The organism is Candidatus Obscuribacterales bacterium (genome assembly GCA_036703605.1).
In the GTDB taxonomy this organism is placed as follows: Bacteria; Cyanobacteriota; Cyanobacteriia; order RECH01; family RECH01; genus RECH01.
Map to the genome: position 1 here is coordinate 1 of DATNRH010000347.1, position 21,827 is coordinate 21,827.

At 57.1% G+C, this 21,827-nt stretch carries 18 protein-coding genes; 2 read left to right on the top strand and 16 right to left on the bottom strand.

All coding sequences use genetic code 11. The features are described 5' to 3' along the window. From V6D20_07310 to V6D20_07380, 15 genes are all read right to left on the bottom strand, one after another. Positions 1-937: hypothetical protein (locus V6D20_07310; protein ID HEY9815591.1), on the bottom strand; the 937-nt coding region annotated here is incomplete at its 3' end. Positions 938-939: 2 nt separating this feature from the next. After that, positions 940-2,172, bottom strand: a complete 1,233-nt coding sequence (locus V6D20_07315; GenBank protein ID HEY9815592.1) for a glycosyltransferase family 4 protein — start codon at positions 2,170-2,172, stop codon at positions 940-942. Next, positions 2,162-3,310, bottom strand: coding sequence for a glycosyltransferase family 4 protein (locus V6D20_07320; protein ID HEY9815593.1), 1,149 nt, complete (start codon positions 3,308-3,310; stop codon positions 2,162-2,164). Before V6D20_07320 ends, V6D20_07315 begins: the two co-directional genes overlap by 11 nt. Further along, positions 3,307-4,419, bottom strand: a complete 1,113-nt coding sequence (locus tag V6D20_07325; GenBank protein ID HEY9815594.1) for a glycosyltransferase — start codon at positions 4,417-4,419, stop codon at positions 3,307-3,309. The genes V6D20_07320 and V6D20_07325 overlap by 4 nt, the downstream gene beginning before the upstream one ends. Further along, on the bottom strand, positions 4,355-5,545 hold the full coding sequence (locus V6D20_07330) for a glycosyltransferase (GenBank protein HEY9815595.1): 1,191 nt from the start codon (positions 5,543-5,545) through the stop codon (positions 4,355-4,357). The genes V6D20_07325 and V6D20_07330 overlap by 65 nt, the downstream gene beginning before the upstream one ends. Further along, complete coding sequence (locus tag V6D20_07335; protein HEY9815596.1) at positions 5,542-6,456, bottom strand: FkbM family methyltransferase; 915 nt, start codon at positions 6,454-6,456, stop codon at positions 5,542-5,544. The genes V6D20_07330 and V6D20_07335 overlap by 4 nt, the downstream gene beginning before the upstream one ends. A gap of 162 nt (positions 6,457-6,618) precedes the next feature. Further along, positions 6,619-7,425, bottom strand: a complete 807-nt coding sequence (locus V6D20_07340) for an FkbM family methyltransferase (protein ID HEY9815597.1) — start codon at positions 7,423-7,425, stop codon at positions 6,619-6,621. Between the two features lie 61 nt (positions 7,426-7,486). Next, entirely contained in the window at positions 7,487-8,317 is an 831-nt protein-coding gene (locus V6D20_07345) for an FkbM family methyltransferase (GenBank protein HEY9815598.1), read from the bottom strand. 31 nt (positions 8,318-8,348) lie between these two features. Then, positions 8,349-9,212, bottom strand: coding sequence for an FkbM family methyltransferase (locus V6D20_07350; GenBank protein HEY9815599.1), 864 nt, complete (start codon positions 9,210-9,212; stop codon positions 8,349-8,351). Positions 9,213-9,302: 90 nt separating this feature from the next. Then, positions 9,303-10,355 carry a glycosyltransferase family 4 protein gene (locus V6D20_07355; protein HEY9815600.1) on the bottom strand — a complete coding sequence of 351 codons (1,053 nt, stop codon included), beginning with the start codon at positions 10,353-10,355 and terminating at the stop codon, positions 9,303-9,305. A 100-nt stretch (positions 10,356-10,455) separates the two neighbouring features. After that, entirely contained in the window at positions 10,456-11,355 is a 900-nt protein-coding gene (locus V6D20_07360; GenBank protein HEY9815601.1) for a sulfotransferase, read from the bottom strand. 28 nt (positions 11,356-11,383) lie between these two features. After that, entirely contained in the window at positions 11,384-12,724 is a 1,341-nt protein-coding gene (locus tag V6D20_07365; GenBank protein HEY9815602.1) for an oligosaccharide flippase family protein, read from the bottom strand. Between the two features lie 9 nt (positions 12,725-12,733). After that, complete coding sequence (locus tag V6D20_07370) at positions 12,734-13,381, bottom strand: hypothetical protein (GenBank protein HEY9815603.1); 648 nt, start codon at positions 13,379-13,381, stop codon at positions 12,734-12,736. 28 nt (positions 13,382-13,409) lie between these two features. Continuing rightward, entirely contained in the window at positions 13,410-13,805 is a 396-nt protein-coding gene (locus tag V6D20_07375; GenBank protein ID HEY9815604.1) for a hypothetical protein, read from the bottom strand. 68 nt (positions 13,806-13,873) lie between these two features. Further along, positions 13,874-15,499, bottom strand: coding sequence for a hypothetical protein (locus V6D20_07380; GenBank protein HEY9815605.1), 1,626 nt, complete (start codon positions 15,497-15,499; stop codon positions 13,874-13,876). Between the two features lie 402 nt (positions 15,500-15,901). Here V6D20_07380 and V6D20_07385 point away from each other — a divergent pair, with 402 nt between their 5' ends. Next, on the top strand, positions 15,902-17,104 hold the full coding sequence (locus tag V6D20_07385) for an LdpA C-terminal domain-containing domain (GenBank protein ID HEY9815606.1): 1,203 nt from the start codon (positions 15,902-15,904) through the stop codon (positions 17,102-17,104). Between the two features lie 178 nt (positions 17,105-17,282). Beyond that, complete coding sequence (locus V6D20_07390) at positions 17,283-19,151, top strand: R3H domain-containing nucleic acid-binding protein (protein ID HEY9815607.1); 1,869 nt, start codon at positions 17,283-17,285, stop codon at positions 19,149-19,151. 81 nt (positions 19,152-19,232) lie between these two features. Here the strand turns inward: V6D20_07390 and V6D20_07395 are convergent, their stop codons facing one another. Continuing rightward, positions 19,233-21,239: a GUN4 domain-containing protein gene (locus tag V6D20_07395; protein HEY9815608.1), complete on the bottom strand. Its 2,007-nt coding sequence runs from the start codon at positions 21,237-21,239 to the stop codon at positions 19,233-19,235. Positions 21,240-21,827 lie beyond the last annotated feature (588 nt).

Genomic DNA, 21,827 nt, shown 5'->3' on the forward strand with positions numbered 1-21,827 from the left:
GAATCGGACGAATAAAAAATACGGTAAAATATCGCCGCCCCCAAAAATATCGATTCAGAGCATCCGCATTCAAAATCGTGCCGCCGCCATAGATAAATTCATTACCTGAATAAGCGCCGATATAGTCTATAGGCGTTGGCTGGGACTGGGAGCTAAAAATATCTGAACCCAAATAAATATTGCCCCGGTTCGACACCAAAAACAACATTAAAAATCCTAGGATGCAGCTCCCCGCCAGCATTCGAGATAGTCCTGGGCGCTTGCCACGAATCAGATACCAGCCCACGAACAGCGCCACCACCACCATAGCCGTTGGGCCACGCCGAGCTCCCAGCAATCCATGCATCAATAGCGGCGCAGCAAAGATTACCACGACGCCCCAATCTAGCTTAGACAGAGGCCGCTGCAGGTGGCTAGCCATAAACCACAGCAGAGCAGGCAGCGTCAGCAAAATAGCTTCACGCACATAGCCCGATCCACTGTAGCCGCCCCCGTAGGCACGGCCGTAGGCGGCGACTAATCCTCCCGTATTCGCAATACCCGCCGCGAAGCCCAATAGCCCCAGACTACCCAGGACGATCGCTGCCCGAGCTAGACGTTTTTGGGTACGGGGGGAGAAATTCCACACTAAATGCTGAAACGGATTCCAGCGATGGTTGCGGCTGCCCACCAACACTCCTAGACAAAGACTGGACACCCCCAACAGATTCAGCGTTTGCACATAGTCTAACTGGGGCACCGATAGGTAGGTCTTCAGCACCTCCCCGTCGTTGATCAACAGTTCAAAGGGCATGTAGCTGTAAAGAAAAAACAGCATCAGCCCCAGATAAATCATGGGATGAAAGGTATCGCGACTGCGACGGTAGGCATAGAGAAACGATCCAAGGGCGATCGCTCCCGTTGCTATGACTAAGATAAGAAAAAAGCCAGTATCCATTGCTAGTTGCCGGAAAGATCTAGGGTTTGCAGCGCAGCAATCAGGCGATCGCCATACTGTTGCCAGGTAAAATCTTGGGCCCGTTGGCGAGCCCGGACAGACATTTGCTCCCGGAGAAGGCGATCGCTCACCAGGTGTTCCATGCGATCGGCCAGGGCCTCCGCATCCCGAATGGGCACAATAAACCCTTCTACGCCATCCCGCACCACCGATCCGCAATGGGGCGTGGTAATCACCGGCAGGCCACAGGCGATCGCCTCCAGTTGCACTAGGCCAAAACTGTCGCAGAGGGTGGGAAAGACAAGACAATCTGCCTGGAGAAATTCTTGCTGAATCTGACTGCGGGGCACCGGCCCGACATAGGTAGGCCCCTGAAACGCGGGATGGGCGATCGCCTCCGGTTGATAAGCTCCCACCACCCGCACCTCACAGGGCACGCCCCGCTGCTGCAGCAATCGAGTTGCCGCTGCCAAATAGTGACAGCCTTTGAGCAGGCGCACCGAGCCCACGAACAGGATCCGTCCTGGTCTAGGCGTCGGCGTTGCGGTCAACCAATCCGCCGCCAAACCGTAGGGCACCAGATGAATGCGATCGCTGCCCACCCCCAACCGTTCCATAGCCTGCTGCACATAGGGCGACGGCACCAAAATCACATCCGATAGCTCCCACTTTTGGCGATCGCGTTCAGTACCAGCCTGCATCTGATCCAGGGACTGGAGCGGCTCTAGCCCCGGAAAGGCCCGCCGTTCTTCGTCCAACAGATAGGGAATCTCGGGACTAATGATCGCCTCATGCACCGTGCGCAGCCCCTGCTGGCGCGCAGCTTGGAAGGCGGTCAGATCCGCATTAATAAAGTTGCTGTAGAGCACATTGGCTCCATCAAACCTGCGGGCGATCGCTTTCTGGAACAAAGCCCCATGAGGCGATCCTGACACCCTACCCCAGCGAGAGCGCAGTCGATGCCACAGCAGCGATCGCCCACAGGTGGTCACACGGTTAGACGCGATGGTATTCGGAAGCGATCGCCCCAGCAACCGCTGGAGTGCGGCAGGTTGCAGAGCAGGGGGCAGATGGTGCAGCAGGCGCAGCCCCGGCAAGGTGCCGTGGATATCGGTGTAAAAGTGCTGCAACAGACCGGCCGAGGCCAGCAGAGATGGGACAGCGTAATGCATCCTTGCCCCAGCCTGGAGTACCGTCACCTTCAGAGTTGAACTAGACGCGGAACTATGAACCATACTGAAACTCCCGCGAGCCGTCCCACACCTGCATGAACCGCTGCACCGTGGTGGCCCAGGTTACCTCCGCCACCCGCGCCACCACCTTGCTCCGCCAGGCATGATAGGTCTGGGGCTGATCCACATAGCGTTCCACCACATCCGCCACCGCCGCCGCCGAATCGCTGGGGTCAAACAGGTGCCCCAGCCCCGCAGGCACCGTTTCGGGAATGCCGCCAATGCGCCTGGCTAAGACCGGAACGCCTAACCGGATACATTCCAGATTGGAAATACCAAAGGCCTCCGCCGAGGAAAACAAACAGCCGAAGTGGAACGATCGCACCTGATCCACAAACAGGGGCAACTGCGTGGCTTTATTAATAAACCCTAGGGGCCGCAGACAGGGATGGTCGGGTAAATCTGCCGATCGCGGCCCAATCACCCGCACCTCCACGGCAATGCCCCGCGCCTGTAGGTCATCCGCCACCGCCAGCAAAAAGGGGAGCCCCTTGCGCTGCCAGTCTTTGCCAATGAAGCCCAAACGCACCGGCGACAGAGCCGTCGGCTGGTCTACCAATTCCGTCGCGCTGGGCAGGTGCGCCTCATGTAGATTCGCCCCGCCAGGAATCACATGCACCTTGGCAGGGTCGATACCATAGTCTTCCACCACCGATCGCGCCCCCGACCGCCCCATACAAATGATGGACTGAGCTTGGCGATAGTTCTCCGTTTCCTGCTGCAGGGCCTGCTGCTGCATCCGTTGGGAGACCTGTTGACCGATGCCGTAGTCCTCAAAGTTCTGCCGTAGAGTCGCATCCAGGTAGTAGCTCACCCGCCAGTCTGCGGCCCAAGGGCGGGGCGGCAACAGGGGAAAGTGGCTGATGAACTCCACCGGCCCAGGGGGTAGGGTCACCTGGGAAAACAGCGATCGCAGCGCCGTTGGGGAATATTGAAACCCGCCGTATTCCCCCGTGGTCAACCAATGGCCCGCATTCCAGAGCAGCCGCTGCTGCTTGAGGCGATCGCAGTCCAACGGCAGACCATCGGTGAGAAAACCCGCCTGCTGTCCGGCCTGCAAAAAAAAGTAGGGAATATTGCTCCAGGTATTGATGTCATGGGGATCGCCCACCACCGTGAGCAGTCGGGGCAGCGTCGTCATACAACCTCCTGAGTCCATCCAAGTTCCCCATACCAGGTCGCCGCGCAGGTATCCATGGTGTAATGCTCCAGAGCCCGCTGATAGGCGCGATCGCCCCAGGGTTGACGCAGAGCCGGATCCAGCCAGGTTCCTAGAGCCGCCGCTAGGGCCGGAGCATCCCCCGGGGGCACCAAACACCCCGCCGTTCCCACCACCTCCCGGCAGGCCGGCACATCGCTGGCGACCATGGGCAAACCGGCCGCCATGGCTTCAATCAAGGCAATGCCAAATCCCTCATCCGCCGTCGTGGAAAAGGCATAGAGATGCATCTTCCCCAGCAGATCCGGCACATCAGAGCGATCGCCCCAGAAGGTAACCACCTTGGCAAGTCCCAAATCCGCCGCTAGGACTTCCAAGGGCGATCGCTGATCGCCATCACCAATTAGCCACAGGGCAATCTCAGGATGATCGGCATGGAGCAGGGCGATCGCCCGCAGCAGCGTTGCCTGATCCTTGATGGCATTCAACCGCGCCACCATACCGATCACCGTGGGGCGATCGCTGCGGGATGGACGGGTCTGCTGGGCACGACGGGCGATCGCCTGCAGATCACAGCCATTGGGGATGGCGCGGGAACCGGCGGGTAGAGACGTCACTCGGGTGAAGGACTCATGCACCGATTGGGAACAGCTATAGATGGGAATGCCCAACAGGCGCGACCCTTGGACAATGCGCACCCAGAGCCGCTGTTGCCTAGGATCCTTTGGTAGCGGATTGCCCGCCCGTGCTACCACAGTCGTCACACCAGCCAGGCGAGCAGCCAGCCCCACCAGCAGATGCAGACCAAAGGTATAGACCACGACCGCTTGGGGGCGCTGCCGTTGGAAATAGGCCAACGCCTGGGACACAAACCGTAGCCGTTGCCGAGGATGGTAGGCACAGTCCACCACTTGGGCTCCAGCGTCGAGAAACTGCGATCGCATCGTTTGACAGGCGGGGTTGAGGTTCAACACCCGATGCTGGATCGAGGGCGGCCCATGGCGCACCAGTTGTAAACACAGATGTTCATTGCCGCCCAAAGCTAAGCCATTGAGAACGTGAACCAGGATCGGCGCGGGAGGATCGGTCATAGGGCACCTGCTCGGGCAAAATGTTCAACACGGTGGCATAGTCGCGGGCCATGGTGGCGATCGCAAACAGGTGTTGGGCCACGTCTTGGGCCTTTTTCGCCACCGCTTGGGCCTGGTCAGGATGGTTGGCCACATAGCGAATCGTTTCCGCTAGGCGATCGGGATTGCCCGGCGGCACCAGCCAGCCCAGATCGCCATCCTGCAGCACTTCGCAGCAGGCCCCCACCTGGGTTGCCACGACCGGCACCCCCATAACCATGGCTTCCACCAAGGCAATCCCAAAGCCTTCATCGGGCTTGGCGGCAAACACAAACAGATCCATCTGCCGCAGCACATCGGGAATATCTCGACGCATACCCAGCAGCGTCACGCAGTCCTCCAGGCCCAGCTCCGCCACCAGCGCCTCATACTCCGCCCGGCGACTACCCTCACCAATCAACTGCACCTGAATGGGTATCCCCTGCTGCTTCAGGCGTTGGGCAGCGCGGATCAAGGTGGGCTGATCCTTGTGAATTTCTAGCCGAGCCACCATGCCAATGGTGAGCGGTTGATGGACAGAGCGAGGGGGGCGATCGCCCTCCGGTTCCCAGGCACAGGCGTTGTAGACCACCTGGGTTTCCGCCTCAGGCACGCCAAAGTGCTGCACTACTCCAGATTGAATATAGCTACTACAGCACAGCAGCCGATCGGTGAGCGATCGCCCCCACTGCACCTGCTGGCGAAACTTCGAGAAGCTGGGCGACCCCACCGGCGGATAGTTGCCCACATGGGCCGCCACTCGCCGCACTCCCGCCAAACGCGCCCCCGCCGCCATAAACGTATGCCAGCCAAAGGGCATGGACAGGAATGCCTGGGCTCGATATTGCCGCGCTAGACGATAGATCCCCACCACTAGTTGACCATAGCGACGATAGCCTCGGGCGGGCAACTGTAAGCTATGGAGCGGTACCCGGAGCGATCGCAGCTCTGGTTCTAGATCCCGAGGTTCGTCATAGAGCGTGACCACCACCGGCTGAATGCCCCAGGCCAACCACTGACGACAGAGATCCAGCACCAGCACCGGCGTGCCCTCGGCGCAGAGGGAGGTGAGGGCAATCAACACCGTAGGCTTGGACATCGAGGTCATACCACATTCCCCACAGGCTTAGGATCAGCAGGGCGATCGGACAACTGGAGCCGCGCTAGGACGCGATCGCGATGGCGCTGACTGATAAACCACACATTCCCCCAGGCATCACAAGGATCGAGGATCCAAGCAAACCGATGAGCCGTGGCATCATAGAGGGCCGCGTCGTAACCTAGGTGGAAGAGATAAGACACCACATCATCCGCCTGGATGCCATAGCGGTATAAGGCTCCGTTAATTTCCACAATCAGCACATCAAAGCCCTGGTGAGCGAGCAGCCGAGAGGCACCGCGCAGCACCGACAGCTCAAACCCCTCCACATCCAGCTTGGCGATCGCATACTGCTGCTGCCCATCCACCACATCATCCAAGCGCCGACAGGCTACCGGCATGGACAGAGAACGAGACTCGGCATCCGCCATCACGTGATTCACCGTATCCAAATCCGTGGTGAACTGCAGCGTCGTTTCCTGCTCACCCAAGGCCACGGGATGCCCCTGCACCCAGGTCAACTGGTTGTCCGTCAGGGTGCGAGACAGGCGATCGAAGGTTGCAGGACAAGGTTCAAAGGCATGAACCCGACCGCGTTCCCCCACCAGCGAAGCAGACAGCAGACTATAGAGCCCAATATTGGCTCCAATATCTAACACCGCATCCCCTGGCCGTAGATAGCGCTGGAAAAACCGAGTAGTGTCGTATTCCGCCTGGGGCGTGTAGTAGACAATATTGCGCGTCTCATGCCCCTGGGGATCCAGCCGCACGGGATAGCCAAACACCTGACGCTGAACCGAACGCTGGGGCAAGCGATAGGCCAGCCACCAATAGAGCGATCGGGCGATCGCCCCCAGACGCTGACCTCGGTTCGCTGGATGGATCCAAATCGATCGAAGAATCTTGAAATAACTCAGCATAATCGTCTCAGATTGAGAGCAGCAGCTATTCGTAGGGGGACTCCATGACATGAAGCTAACGGGTTTCGACGATGCTCAACCCTCTGCTCATAGGTTGTAGTACCGTAGGGTGCTGTTAGGCGAAGCCGTAACGCACCGTCTCGCCAAACCTTGATGGGCGTTCTAGTCCGAACAAAGAAGGTGAATCGTGGACGGCTGCGTGAGCAGATCGACGGGGCGACCCCAGCGATCGCCCACCTGGGCATAGCCAAACGACTCGATTAACGCCACCATGGCCTGGCGCGACACGCCCAGACTCTCCCAAGACCCGCAGTGGCATTCGATCAACAGCGCTGGCTTATAGGCTTGGATCGTCGCTTGGGCACCCTGGAGCACCGCCAGTTCATGGCCTTCCACATCAATTTTCATGGCGTTGGGAATGCGATCGTGGTGCAGCATCCATTCATCGAGAGGAACCGCCGAGACGCTGAGGGTAGGAATATCAGCCTGGGCATCGGTCACCCAGAAATTATTCGCGCCGTTGTCGTAGGCGGAGAGGGTGAGGGTATGCACATGGTCGGAGAGGGCGATCGCTTCAATGTGGGCAGTCACCTGGTTTAAGCTCAACGTTTCCTTCAGCACCTCAATCGTGGAAGGAATCGGCTCAAACGCCTGCACCGTCAACTCTCTACCCTTAGCCAGCGATAGAGCAGTACTGTAGACACCAATATTGGTGCCAATGTCGAAAAACACCCCCTGAGACGGCAGAGCATCAGCCAGAAACGAGAGCGATCGCTCATCAGCGTGGGGGCCCTGCCAAAACTGACGATGGGCAGCCTTGGGCAAACGCAGGGATTGCCCCAGCGCCTGCACCGGCAGGTATTGGCCACCGCCTTGGCCCATGGCCAGGAGCTTATGCCAGCGCAGATGCCAGGCTTGGGGATTAAACCAGCGGCGGGAAACGTAAGCAGTCCAAGGAGCAGTTGTCATAGGAGTTAAGGAGTTAGTTGACGTTGGGATGTCTCTTGCCCTGGGAGGGCGTACAGGCAACCTAGGAGGGCGATCGCATGGCTAGATACACCGGCTCTTGCCCGTGGCCATGGCGGGTGAGGTGAAATCCGTAGGGCTGGAGATAGCTAGCGATGGTCTCCGCCGTGGTATTGGGATGAATTTCTAGGACGATCGCCCGCACCCGCTGCAGCCAGCCGTTGTTCTGGGATAACAGCTCATCCTCGGTACCCTCGATGTCGATTTTCAGAAGATCGAGGTGCTCCCAACCTAGGGCGGTGAGGAGATCGGGCATCGTTTGCACCGTCACAGCCACCTGCTGATCCAGGCGATGCATGGGTGAGGTTTCCAGGGCAGAACAGGCAGGATTTTGACCAAACCGTAGATTCAGCGTGCCGCTGGTGACGCCAATCGCTCCCTCAATCACCTGAGCCGGCACTCGGTTGAGCATCAACGTCTGGCGCAGCAGGGGAATATTGCGCGGATCCGGTTCCACGCAGACCATCTGTGCTTCGGGAAACTGGCAGTGTAAATAGAGCGCCCCCAAGCCGATATTGGCTCCCAAATCCACCACGGTGCGGGGCACAAAACCTAGGACATCGGCAAGCTGATATTCTCGATCCAGCAAAATGCCCTTGGCCATACCCGCATAGGCAAACGACAGCGGAAAGGTGACCCGATGCTCAAGCAGATGGGCCGTGACCATTTCCACCGGCAGCGGTTGTTGGCGGCGATCGCACCAGCGACCCCAGTAGTGAAAACGCAGGTACCAACCCCGAGGTAAACCCAGACCCTGGAACTGGCGATCGCTCTCCAGCACCTGTTGTAAAACCGTCCAGCTCGACGCAAGTGTCATAGCAATGTCATCGCTCATAGGAATGATGGTGTGGTTCTCTTTTCAGCCCCTAAGAGTGGGTATCAGGGAGAGGCTGGGCTAAATATTCAGCCAGGGCCTGAGGATAGGGCACCGTTTCGCCGGCCAGAGTGGTTAGGCTATAGCCTGGCAGCAGATCCATCAGAGCTTGGGCGGCAGCGATCGCATCCTCAAACGCAAAGGGGTGGAAGCCTACCAGCACAATCGGTCGATACTGCTTTAGCGTTTGCTGGGCACCCTCAAGCACCTGCAGTTCCGCCCCTTCCACATCAATCTTCAGGAAGCCAGGCGTCAGGGCATGGCGAGCGACGAGAACATCCACGGTGGTGGTTAACACTGGGTAGGAGTGGGCGGGCAACTGGTGGGGATTGGGCAATTTGGCCGCGTCCACCACCGAAAAACCACTGCCAATATCATCGGTATCGCTGCCCAAAATGTTGAGGGTGATCGTCTGATCTGGCTGATCGGTGCAGGCAGTCGCTTCCATCAAAACGCGATCGCTAAAACCATTACCCTGCACATGGCGTTCCAGCAAACGCAGGTTGCCCGGCCCCGGCTCCACGGCAACCACCCGTCCTTGGTCGCCCACCAAATAGGCCAACTCTAGGGTCATCTGTCCCACATTGGCACCCACATCGATCACATCCATCCCCGGCTGCACCACCCGGCGAAACGCTTGGATCGTCTCCAGTTCCGCCATCTCACCCCGCAGCGCCACTAGGGGATCGAGCCGCCACGATCGCTCATTTTGCACAGCGATCGCTAGGCCATCTTGACCATAGCGCTGGGATAGCAGCCACCGATAGAGCGATCGCGCTCCAGCCTGCACCGAGGGCGGCAGTCCAGTCAACACGGGACGGAGGGCAGAGTGAGCCCAAATTAATGTATCTGGCATAGTTAGCCTCTTTCGTGGACGAACGGTCAAGTTTGGCGAATGCGAGATGCAGCCGACGAGAGACAAGGACAATAAGTCGCGCTTTGCCACCTAGAAAGATAGGTTGGGCAGGCAGGTTGGATGACCCACCAAGCGGTGATACACCTGTAGATAGCCATCAACCATGCGGTCATGACTGAAGCGGCGATCGCACTCTGAGCGGCAGTCAGCCCGGTCGATCCGGTCGATCTGCTGCACCGCCTGCACCATGTCCTCCACGTCGTTGCAGAGAAATCCAGTTCTTCCATGGGCGATCACCTCCGGGGCAGAACCCCAGCGGGTCGCAATCACCGGCGTACCGCAGGAGAGAGCCTCAGCCATGACGATGCCAAAGGGTTCATGCCACTGAATGGGAAACAGGAGCGCCTTGGCATTCCCCAAAAACGAAACCTTCTGAGCATCATCCACCACCCCCACCCATTCAATGGTGTCGCTCAGATAGGGCTGCACCTGCGTTTCAAAATACTGCCGTCCGCCCGGCTCATCCGAAATATTGCCAGCAATTTTGAGCGGCAGTCCGGTTTTTTGGGCCACCTGAATCGCCAAATGCACGCCCTTGTTATGGGTGAGGCGTCCAAGAAAGGCCAGGTAGCCGGGGTGGGACGGACAGGGAGTGAAAGGAAAGCGATCGCCCTCCACGCCGTTGTAGACCGTCGTCCAGTTCCCCAAGTGGGAAACATGCCGTCGCTGATCGTCACTAATGCTAATCAGCGCTAGGGCCTGCGATCGCTGCTGCAGGAGCCAGCGCAGGTCGGTCTCGCGAATATCGTTGGCAAACCGGGCAATCACCGGCACCGACGTCTTCAGCACTGCCCAGAGATAGTCCACTCGCCCAAAGTTGTACACCACATCGGCCTTGCGAATCGCCGCTAAGCTCAGCCCCTGAAACCAAAGCTTGCGATAGGCTCGGGACGCATAGACTTGGGTGGGCGGTTGGTGGGACAGGAGGCGATCGCCCTCGGTGGAGTCAGGATGGGCCAGGAGGGTGACATGGTGGCCGCGCTGCTGCAGTCCCCGACAAAACAGCGCTACAATCCGCTCCGTTCCCCCATAGTGTTGAGGCGGCACGGGTAATCTAGCATCAGCAATCACCACGACATTCATATCTTCTTCCGTTATATCAAGGCGTTGAACGACAGTGCGTTACGGCTTCGCCTAACAGCACGCTACGGTAGGATTGAGATCTGTCTCCTGAATAGCATTTCTAGTCCTCCAGCCAATGCAGCAGGGAGCGATTCAGCAACTGACTGAGCTGCTCCACATCCGAATAAAATAAGCTTTGCAGCTTCGTTTTCATAGCCGGATCGAGGGGCGATCGCACCGCCACCTTCTGGTTGAAACGGGTGAGCGCTCGATAGAGGGGATACACTGTTTTCCCAGAGATACCTAACCGATTTAGACTCATCTTCAAAGGCTTAGGAGGCGATTCAACTAAGACTTGCAGTCCTCGACTCCGCCAGGTTGTATTGGGGTTCACCACCTGCAGAGGCGGACGATAGGTTGAATCAACGCCCAAAAACGTCAGCACCTGACCATAGACCCTGTCTACATCAGCCCGCAGGTCATCATAAATAACGACATGCAGTTGCTCTGGCGGAAAGCGATCGACATACCGCTGCACCTGGGGATAAAATTTAGCAATTTCTGTATACAAGACCATCTTAGGATCGGGATAGGCCGGGGGCAGGCGCTTTCCCTGGGCGCGATCGCCCTCAGCAGCGATCGCTTCAGCAAAGTCCAGAATAGGTTCACTATCCATAGAATTACTCAGCCTTTGGCAATAGAGAGAATACACCACATCCACAGGATTTCGCAGCATGATGATGATCTTCATGGCTGGGTTAAGGTCGTAGATCTCTTGAGCAGCGGTCTGAGAATACAGATAGTAGGGCGTTCCCTCACCGCAGCACAAGGCATTCTCATCAAATAAAGCGAGATAGTCCTCTAGTCGCTCGCAGGCCCGGGGCACGTTTAAGTCACGACCAAAAAAGTACGGCTTAGCTGGCGTTGAAATCGCCACCTCGGGATGGTCAGATAAATAATGACACAGGGCCGTTGTGCCACATTTTGGTGCCCCTACAATTAAAAAATCTGGTGTTCTCATCGTACGTTCCATCGTCAGGACTAGGACTTCAAGACCGAGGCTTAGGCTGCCAGCGCTGCAAGAGGGTAGTTTGGGTAAGCACGATCACCTGCTGCAGGGTGGACGGGGTCAGTCCCCACCAATCCTTCAGGGTCAGGTTAATGCTGCGATTTAGGTGAACCAGTAGGTAACCGAGTTCTACCGTATTGGCGATCGCCAAGGCCATGAGAATTGTCAGCAGGGTTGGCGATCGCCCCAGCAGCATCCCCTGTCCCAGCAGGATCGCCGCGAAACAAACCGAGGTTAGGATCGAACTGAGGGTAATGGGCCGGGGTTGATTCAAACCATAAAGGCTGTTGACAATGATGTGGCGCATCACCTTGGGCAGGTGGGCCACCACCAGAATCATGGCCGGAACGATCGCTGCCGAAAATTCTGTCCCAAACAGCAGGGGAATTAACAAAGGAATCACCAGGATCAAAAACCCGCCCATCACCACGCTGAACAGCATGGCATAGCGCAAGCCTCGCCCCAGCAACTGCCGTTGATCGGTTGCTGCCGTTTGGCGGGCCACCTTGGGCAGCAAAATGCTCTGAAAACTGGAGGTGAGCACGCTCAGCCCAGAAGTAGCGGCGGTGAAGGCAACGGCATAGAGACCAATGGTCGCGGTATCCAGCACCGTCACAATCACCAAGCGATCGCTTTCGTAGGATACTGTCGCCGCCAAACTAGCCACCTTAAACCGCGATGCCATCACCATCAGCGCCCTGGCTTCCTGCAGCGAAGGTCGAGTCATCAACAGCGATCGCCCCTCCACCCACTGCACCACTGCCACCACTGCCGTCCCCAGCCAGTTGAACCATAGAACAGCTTCTACTGTGACCCCCTGGGATAGCCACAGCACGATCAGGCCCACCAGATAGATCAACGCCTGCAGCGATCGCAACACGTTGAACTGGGTAAACTTCTGTTCTGCATGACGAACAGCAATTAAAATTGAACTACTAAAGTTCAGGGGTAAGAAAGCAATCAGGTAGAGCCGAGTGATCGCTAACCACTGCGATCGCTCTTCGCCTAACATCAGGGGCAGGAGCAGCACCGCCGCCACCGTCGTGATCAATGCCAGACCCAGAGAGAGGTAGAGCCCTGTAACCGCCACCCGCCGCACATCCACATCAGGCTGGCTAGCCCGTCGGGTGATCGCCGTATTCAGGCTCATGAGCCCCATATTGGCAACAATTTGCGGCCAAAATAAAATCGCTGCCAAGGCTCCCCGCCCCTCTGGCAACAGCAAGCGCGCGGTTAAAATACCGGTTGCTGTATTGCAGACCAGGATAAAACTACTGGTGGCAAAGGTGCCGAGCCAAGCTTTGGCGGCATGGTTAGACATAGGCGTTGCTTAGGGAGACTCCGGAGCCGCATCATGGGCACAGGCGATCGCCATGGAAGTTGGGAACTCAGCACTAGCCGCCTGATCCGACAAGGGGCAGCCCAGATGCCCGCCAGCTCGCACAATAAAGTCATTAAAGTCTCGATCCTGGCGCACCGGCGGCACTAGCAATGCACCCGTATCCTCCCACTCCAACAGCGTGCCGCCCCCAGACAACCCCGCCAAGCCTCCGGTAAAGCGCACCAACTGTTCATTATTGGGATTGCGCTCATCAACGGAATAGACCGTGCCAGCCGGCTGACCGTTGTAGGTCGATTCTAGGTAAAAGATATAGGGTACATTCGCCTGAAAGCTAAATTCAGTCACGGGTGGCGGTAGTTGGCGGCCATCTTCTACAGAAACCGCCCGAGATGTCGATCCAGGGCTATCCACTTCGTAAAAAAGCGGTGTTCTCACCCCAGTCTCCAAATTCAAGATGCCAAAGGTGGAGCGATAGGCCGCATCCGATCCTTCAAAGCGAAATTCAACAATCGTATCCACATCAAACTGAATGCCCGTGGGATCAAACACATCCCCATGGGCAGGGAAAGCGATCGCCCCTGCAGATAAGGAAGCGATCGCCATTGTTCCGAGCCAGACATGATTCAACTTCATCATTTAACATCCACAAAACTGCAAGCAAGCTCTACCATACCCGAGCTGGCAAGGTCTCAGGCTCCACCCCAAGCTGGGAAAGAAAGGCACGGGTCTCCGATAGCCGTTGTTCATAATCCACGCAGGCAGCCGTGATACAGGGCGCATTACCGGGTGGCCCAAGGGCAAAACGGCGCGGCAATGCTTGGGCATCCTCCACGGATGCTAGACAGGCCGCGTAGGCGTCATTCAAAGCATCGGATAAGGTACGGGCTCGCTCTAGCGTGGCCGCATCAAACCCATAGTCTTCAAAATCGGGGGCAATGCTGTTAAACACATTGGTGCCAGTAATATCCGACTGGTTGGGGGGATTGGCCTGGCCGGCACCCGCCAGACCGAACACCAACCCAATCGTCATCCCAATCATGGTTAAGGGACGTTGTTTCATAAGGCATAGTCTCCGTTTTGCCTAGAGTCTGCATCGAGGTTCATAGACGAGCGCTGGTCAACCCAGCGCTAAAACGATGCACCAATTCCCAATACAAAGCGGGCTCCATCTCCAGCTCCGGTGATGTCGCGCAGGGCAGGGGTAATCACAATGCTGCGATTGGCAAAGGGAGCCACCGATAGACCAATGGCCAGATCTTGCCCCGTCCATTCCGTCACCAAACTGACGGGTTCAGCCAGCCGCACCGCCACACTGCCAAAAGCACCAATGGTGTCGTTGCCTTCATCCACATCGGTTTCTGAGCGGAACATACCGCTACCGATACCGGCGGTGAAGGCAATGCGACTAAAGGGATCTTCAATGCGATCGCTGAGGGTGACAATCTTGGTGAGCACCCCGTAGACCGAGGATTCGAAGTCATCCGCATCCCCCACCGTCAGAAAGCCATTCCAGCCGATCGCCCCGGCAAAGTCTTCCGAGAACCGGCGGTGAACCCGGAGATTAAAACCCCCATCCCCAAAATCTCGGTTACTCCCAAAGCTGGCTAAGGTGTAGGACAACTCCACCCCCACGACTTCGCGGGCATCGCCAGCTCCAATGCCAAAAACCATCGCGCCGTCACTGACATCGCTATAGCGGGTGCGAGACTGGAACGTGGCTCCCACAAAGGGCGTCCAGTTGTCTAGCCCATAGCCCGTAGGATTGACAATCGTCAGCCCCGGTGTCCAGCGATCGCCCCCTCGGCGACCTTCTAACTCCTCTAGGCGCTGCTGCTCCTGCTGCACGTCCATCAAGTCGGGAACATAGAGCGTTGACGACGATGGAGTCGCTTGGGCCAAGGTTTGGGCCATCATCTGCGGAGCGATCGCCGCTTCGGGCTGAGACGTGGGAGCAGGAACGTTGATCTGGGGCGCGATCGCCCAGGTTAAGTCTGATTCCACCTCAGGAGGCGCGATCGCAACAGACACCTCACCGAGATGCCCCGCAGACACCTCGACCCCAGCTCCATCAGCTCCCTCATCAGCCCAAATAGGCATAGCAGCCGGTTCAGGAGTGCCTTGCCAAAACTCTAGACGGTCTGTGGGCGACGGCGATCGCAGATTCTGCGCTGAGTCCAGCACCAAAGCCGTGTCTAGGTTGACCTCCGTGATCGGCAAACTAGGGGCGATCGCTTGATCCTCGATGGCTAACTCATCTGCCCTAGGATGCACAACGTCAACGGCGATCGCTCGATCCTCGATGGCTGGCTCCTCAACCGCCGCATAGGTGATCCAGTCACGATCCTCATCGAGCGCCGCTTCCTCTGCCACCTCAAGATTCACGGGGTCAACGCGATCGGCGATCGCTAGTTCCAGCAGGGCTCGATCCTCCGTGACCATGGCTCCATCTATCGGATCCTCCCCAACCCTCGACCGAGCCATGGTCACCACCGAGCTATCTGGAGGAGCGATCGCCACCGAAGGTTTAATCGTCCCATCGGATTGTGCCGACAGCGACAGCGGCTCACGGGCAATCATTTGCGGCGGCACAGCCTGCACCTTACCCTCCGATGCAAGCTGGTGGTGATCATCAGCCCTATTCAGATCAGGATCGTCCTTCAGTGGCACCGGATCAGCAGAAGCGATCGCAGGCTGCAGGGCTTCCTTGGCTGCTAACGCCGCGATCGTATAAAGAACAGCGGTTGAGATACGCATAGAAACAAGATCGGTTGAGGGGACAGGTGTCATCATTGACACCACATTCATCACGAGAACGGATGGATCCGCTCGCTCTCTAAATCCAGTTGCAGATGATTGGGGTAGAGCACAGTAGTGATGGGAGAGACCCATCCATATCTCTCATCTCAGCCTGACGTTTGAACCAGGCCATTCCCTGACCGAAGGAGTATGGGCTATGTCTTGATACACCCTATAGAGTTTTCCATCAGGACGCTCCCTTAAGGGTTCTTGTGCCCAAGCTAAGGGCGGCAGGCAGTCATTCCTCCCATTAATCCAGGCTTAACCTATGGCCAATGCGCAATCAAGACGGGTGTAGTACACTGAAACTCAACTCCCAATTTCGTGACTCATCCTGTCTCTATTCGTTAGCATGTAAGGGTGATTAACTTGTACTATCCCTTACGGTCACTGAAGGAAGGACACTGGTTTAAGCTCATTTGTGGTGCAAGCTTCCAACACCTTCCTGCCATCCAAAATTTAGTCCTGGCCTATGCGCTGGCCGGAGCCGACTGTATTGATGTCGCGGCGGATGCGGCAGTGGTGGCGGCGGCCCGAGAGGCGCTCGACCGAGCTGGTCATCTAGTAGACGCCCAGTGGCAACGCGGCGATCGCCCCTGGGTGCGGCCTCTACTCATGGTCAGCCTCAACGACGGGGATGATCCTCATTTTCGTAAGGCAGTCTTCGACCCCAACACCTGCCCGTCCGATTGTCCTCGCCCCTGTGAAGCAATTTGTCCTGCTCAGGCGATCGCCTTCACTCCAGCCCAATCCGGCGTGATCGCCGAGCGTTGCTATGGCTGTGGGCGCTGTGTGCCCATCTGTCCCTTTGATACCATCTCGACCCAGTTCTATCGCTTCTCCCCCGCCGATCTCCTCCCCCTCGTCCTCAGCGGCATTGATGCCATTGAAATCCATACCCAGGTGGGGCGACGGGATGCCTTTGAAACCCTATGGCAGGCGATTGCTCCGGTGATACCCCATCTCTCCCTGGTGGCCGTGAGCTGTCCCGCTGGCGATGGAATTGAGAACTACCTGCGATCGCTCTATGCGGTGATGCAGCCCCAGCCGCCGGTGGTGATCTGGCAGGCCGATGGTCGGGCGATGAGCGGCGACATTGGCGATGGCACTACCCACGCCACCCTACGTTTAGGACAAAAACTGCTGGCCGCCGAGCTACCGGGCTATGTGCAGCTTGCCGGCGGCACCAATGGCTACACCGTGGAAAAACTGCGATCGCTCCACCTCTTGCCGCCGTTGTCTCCCACACCTAGCGATCGCGCCCCCTCGAAGGCGATCGCTGGCGTTGCCTACGGTAGCTATGCCCGCACCCTCCTATCTCCCGTGTTGGACACCCTCGACGCGATCGTGCAGGAACGGGCCAGTCCTTCTGTTATCCCAGAGTCTGGGGACGGGGGAGCGATCGCCCAGCTAGCATCTACACCCGCCTATCTGGAACAGTATCCTGCCTTGCTGAACCAAGCCATGACCCTAATTGACACCCTCATATCTCCCCTAAAAGGGCCTGGCGGCCCAGACCAGATGCAGCTAGGCAAGCGATCGCCCTATGTCGCCAAGCTGTAACCCAGATCAGGTACCGACTCCGTTGGTTACCCCGTAATTCACTCAGTGATCCCTAGTATCCCTAGGTTTTGCCCATGACTATCCCAAACCATGACGCACCATTCATTCCCTGTCTAAGGTCTCAGCCTTGAGATCGTCCGCCCTGTCGAGTCTCTCAACCTCACCCTATTAGCCACCTATGACATCCCACGGTCGTCCCTCTTCCAGTGCTTCGGATCCGCATCCTACCGCCCCCGAGAACCCAACCCAGCCCTCTGGCATCACCGATGACCTCGAACAACTGCTGGCCGTTCTCCCCCCCAGCATCCGGCAAACGCTCAGCCAGCATCCCCAGCGCAATTATTTGGTGGAAGTGGTGATGGATCTGGGGCGACAGCCAGAGGCACGCTTTCCCCAGCAAACCGAATACCTCTCCGAGGATGTCGTCTCCCAAGCGGACTTGGACTACTGCATTGAACGGGTCGGCAGCTTCAGCGGCGATAACCGAGCTGGCATCGAACGCACCCTGCATCGGATCAGCGCCATCCGCAATCGCCAAGGCACCATCATTGGGCTCACCTGCCGGGTCGGACGGGCCGTATTTGGCACTATTGGCATGATTCGCGATCTGGTGGAAACCGGTAAGTCAATTCTGATGCTGGGGCGGCCGGGGGTGGGCAAAACCACGGCACTGCGGGAAATTGCGCGGGTCTTAGCCGATGATCTCAACAAGCGTGTGGTGATCATCGATACGTCTAATGAAATTGCTGGCGACGGCGATATCCCCCACCCAGCTCTAGGCCGCGCCCGACGGATGCAGGTGGCCAAGCCGGAGTTGCAGCACCAGGTGATGATTGAGGCGGTGGAAAACCACATGCCTGAGGTGATTGTGATCGACGAAATTGGTACGGAGCTGGAAGCCTTGGCCGCCCGCACCATTGCCGAACGCGGGGTGCAGCTCGTGGGCACGGCCCACGGCAACCGCATTGAAAACCTGATCAAAAATCCCACCCTTTCCGATCTGGTGGGCGGCATCCAGTCGGTCACCCTGGGTGACGATGAAGCGCGGCGGCGCGGTAGCCAAAAGAGTGTCCTCGAACGCAAAGCACCGCCGACCTTTGATATTGCAGTGGAAATGCTGGAGCGCCAGCGTTGGGTGGTGCATGAGCAGGTCTCTGATACGGTGGACAATCTGCTGCGCGGTCGTTTGCCGGTGATGCAGGTGCGGGCGGTAGATGACCAAGGCAAGGTCGAGATCACCGAAGAGGTGCAAAGCCCGAGTAATCCTGAAATCTCCACCTATCGGCGATCGCGCCCCTCCGCCAGTCTGGGCAGTGAGGTTCCCCAAGTACGCGGCTGGCGTGCATCCGGCCAGATGTTACCGTTGCAAACCCAAGGGCGATCGCGGACGGTGCGATCGGTGCCCGCTGCGGCCCTCCCCTCCATGCGTTCTCCTGAGCATCAGCAGTTTGATCAATTGCTGCAAGAATCCCTCAGCGATCGCACCCTAGAGGATGAGGACGAAGCCCTCGTGGGAATGCCCACCGGCCCCAACGGGGAAGATCTGCCCCTGCATGTCTATCCCTACGCAGTCAGTCGCCAACATTTGGATCAGATTATCCACACCCTCAACCTGCCCATCGTCATCACCAAAGACCTCGACCATGCCGATGCCGTGCTGGCGTTGCGATCGCACCTGAAAAACCATTCCAAGCTGAAGCACATGGCCCAAGTGCGACAACTGGCCGTCTATGCGGTGAAGTCCAACACCATGCCGCAAATCATTCGCGCCCTCAAACGCATGCTCAAACTTGACGACCAAGGCATCAATGAACCCATTAACCTAAATCTCTTTTCCCGCAGCGGCGATGGTGACGAGATCGAGGCCTTAGAAGAAGCCCGCCTAGCCGTTGAGCAAATTGTCATCCCCAAGGGGCAACCGGTGGAACTACTGCCGCGATCGGCGAAGGTGCGCAAAATGCAGCATGAACTGGTGGAACACTACCGCCTCAAATCTTCTAGCTTTGGCGACGAGCCCAACCGCCGCCTGCGTATCTATCCCGCCTAGGGCATTGAGTATGTTCCGCACCATGGTTATGGAGGTTCAGACCCTGTCCCGAGAGCATTCCCTTGCTCAAAACAACTTCACCTAGCTCTTGGAGCTGTTCCCAGAGATGTGGCAGGCATCCATGCGGGAAAAAAGCACCCAGCACCACCAATCTACGACCCCAACCAAGACACAGGCCTTGGCTGGCAGATGCCCGCGCACGGCTGTTAGATCAAAGACCACATCTTGGTAGTAGATCCAGCGATTTTTCACCCGCCAGCCCACGCGATCGCCAAACTGCTCCCAGATTTGATCACCGGGATAGTCGCCATCCAGCTTCGCACCACAATCTACATACAGCGATTGCTGAACACTAAAGCCAAAATGCCCTTGGCTGTAGGTCGTCCATAGTTGATCAATCGTGCGTAGATCCGTGCAGGGAAACCCCCGGAGTTGCTCCACCCGCATCCAGTCCCCCTCTTTCCGTCCCACGCATTTGAGCATGACCCGGTAGGTTTCATCATCCGCCGCCTGCCAGTTGCCCGCCTGGAGCAAATCGCGTAGAGGTCGATAGTCCACCCCCTTTTTAGACTGGAGGGGATCCAGGGTGAGGCTGCTTGGCGCAGGGACTTGAATTTGGCTGAGGGGTAGGTTTTGTTGTCCATCCAAAGTCAACCGCTGTAGGGCATTCAGATCAGCGATGGTCACCCGCAGCAGCCCATCTGCAAATTCCAACACCGCACATTTCTGGCGTCGCCCTTGCTCCGTCAAATATTCCGATCGCAAAAAACGACCAATGCCATGGCCTTGGTGAACCACATAATCTCCCGGATGGAGATCATTAAGATCCATCAGATCCGTAGGAGCCGCCACGGCTGCATCAAGTCGATCGGCAGAACTGGTGTGAGCCACTGCTTTGCGCGCAGGTTTCAGCACTTGCATAGACAGCTCCGTCATCACCTGCTGCTCAATGATCGTCACCTCTTCATCCCGTAAACTCAGGGCCGCCTGGATGCGCTTGAGTTTCGTCCGGGCGCGATCGGTGAGCAAGTAGCCTTGCTTGAGGGCAATTTTCAGGGCTGTTGCATAATAGCGAGCCCGTTCCCGCTTGCGCAGTCGATAGGGTTCTTGCAGATCTTGAAGAATGCGCGCCGCTAACTCAATGGGCACATTTAAATTGGCACGCTCTACCTCTAGATAGTGGCGATCGAGATCATCAATCTCGCCGTCATTTTCCTTCAAGACCTGGGTCACCAGTTGACGGTAATCCCCTACCACATCCTTCAGTTCTGCCCGAGCAATGGGAATACGATAGCCCTCTTTTTCTACCACAATAATTTGGGGCTCCGGTGCCGATGCTAGTTCGGTTTGAAAGCGCTGCCTGGCATAGTCATGAAGATCTTGAGCATAAATCCATTCTGTTTTACCCAATCGGGCTGCTCCTGTTTGGATACCTTCAATTAGGTATCGGGTGTAGAGCGATTGCGCCTGCTTGGTACTGGATTCTTCCTTAGCTTGGTACGATACCTCATAGGCATTACACGAGGCTAGTAACACCGTTCCCTTACTTTTAAGCTGTTGGAGGTTAATTGAGTCATCCCCCTTTTGCAGCAAATTAGCCACGGCACCGCTAAAGCAACAGTCTAGAATCACAACTTTTTGATCCGAGCGACTGCTCATCAAATGGCGATGTAGCCAAGCTGCCTCAACAGCGCTAGATTCCACCAGCCGTTGCCCATCCTTACGGGTTTGGCAGGTAGACAAGTAAAGTTGACTCCCCGTAGAATTATCTAAAGCTCCATGGCCAGAAAAGTAAAATAGTAAAACATCATCCCGACGACGACCACCAAAAAAATGTTCAACAGCTTCCCGTAGCTCTTGCGGATTGGGGTTTTGTAGAACCTTGACCTCAAAACTGCCACGATGGGGATCCTTTAGTACAGCTTGCATCTGCGCCAGATCTGCTAAAGTGCCTGGCAGCGGCTCATATCCCGCTCCATAATCACTCACCCCAACTAACAGTGCTAAGCGCCGACCAGACATCTCAAAACCCTCATTATTAAGTTGGCTGCACGGATATCGTCCTTGCAGCCTAACGAACCACCGCATCTTCCCCCTCAGCTATCCAGTCACGGACAGCAGGGGGATCAGTGCCCGTCGCTGTAGTTCATTAGGCGTCTATCTGAAGCGCAGGAGAGATCTACTCGGACAGCCGTCCTACAAAAAATCCTAGGGAGGACAAGAGAGCGTTCAGAAGCATGGGGGCGCAGCAAATCATCAATCAGGGCATCTAACACTTCATGGTTTGTGGCTGCATCATAGAGTGTCAGAAAAAAAGTCATAGTTCATCATACTGAGAGAGAGATGTTCGCTACTAGTGTAGGCGATGCGCTGAAAAGCAGAGAGATGGGCGATCACCCTCCCCCGGGGATCCGAATCACCCTGCGCCAGAGATCCCCATGCCGTAAAACCGCAAACAGGGACGAGCGATCGCCCATCCCTGCATTCATCAAGAGGTCATCTGACACCATGCCACTCTAGATGGAGACAACCGGTAGAGCCTTCTGAATCTCTTCTCGGTACTGACTCTTCTGCTTCATGCCCTTCAACTGCCCAACCATGGCTTTATCCTTAAAGATCTGAACAGTGGGTGTGCCCATAACACCAGCAGACTCAGCAATCTCTGGGTCTTCGGTG

Coding starts and splice junctions, on each gene's coding strand:
- V6D20_07315 (HEY9815592.1), bottom strand. CDS start 2,172: ATGGTTCATAGTTCCGCGTCTAGTTCAACTCTGAAGGTGACGGTACTC.
- V6D20_07320 (HEY9815593.1), bottom strand. CDS start 3,310: ATGACGACGCTGCCCCGACTGCTCACGGTGGTGGGCGATCCCCATGAC.
- V6D20_07325 (HEY9815594.1), bottom strand. CDS start 4,419: ATGACCGATCCTCCCGCGCCGATCCTGGTTCACGTTCTCAATGGCTTA.
- V6D20_07330 (HEY9815595.1), bottom strand. CDS start 5,545: ATGACCTCGATGTCCAAGCCTACGGTGTTGATTGCCCTCACCTCCCTC.
- V6D20_07335 (HEY9815596.1), bottom strand. CDS start 6,456: ATGCTGAGTTATTTCAAGATTCTTCGATCGATTTGGATCCATCCAGCG.
- V6D20_07340 (HEY9815597.1), bottom strand. CDS start 7,425: ATGACAACTGCTCCTTGGACTGCTTACGTTTCCCGCCGCTGGTTTAAT.
- V6D20_07345 (HEY9815598.1), bottom strand. CDS start 8,317: ATGAGCGATGACATTGCTATGACACTTGCGTCGAGCTGGACGGTTTTA.
- V6D20_07350 (HEY9815599.1), bottom strand. CDS start 9,212: ATGCCAGATACATTAATTTGGGCTCACTCTGCCCTCCGTCCCGTGTTG.
- V6D20_07355 (HEY9815600.1), bottom strand. CDS start 10,355: ATGAATGTCGTGGTGATTGCTGATGCTAGATTACCCGTGCCGCCTCAA.
- V6D20_07360 (HEY9815601.1), bottom strand. CDS start 11,355: ATGAGAACACCAGATTTTTTAATTGTAGGGGCACCAAAATGTGGCACA.
- V6D20_07365 (HEY9815602.1), bottom strand. CDS start 12,724: ATGTCTAACCATGCCGCCAAAGCTTGGCTCGGCACCTTTGCCACCAGT.
- V6D20_07370 (HEY9815603.1), bottom strand. CDS start 13,381: ATGATGAAGTTGAATCATGTCTGGCTCGGAACAATGGCGATCGCTTCC.
- V6D20_07375 (HEY9815604.1), bottom strand. CDS start 13,805: ATGAAACAACGTCCCTTAACCATGATTGGGATGACGATTGGGTTGGTG.
- V6D20_07380 (HEY9815605.1), bottom strand. CDS start 15,499: ATGCGTATCTCAACCGCTGTTCTTTATACGATCGCGGCGTTAGCAGCC.
- V6D20_07390 (HEY9815607.1), top strand. CDS start 17,283: ATGACATCCCACGGTCGTCCCTCTTCCAGTGCTTCGGATCCGCATCCT.
- V6D20_07395 (HEY9815608.1), bottom strand. CDS start 21,239: ATGCGGTGGTTCGTTAGGCTGCAAGGACGATATCCGTGCAGCCAACTT.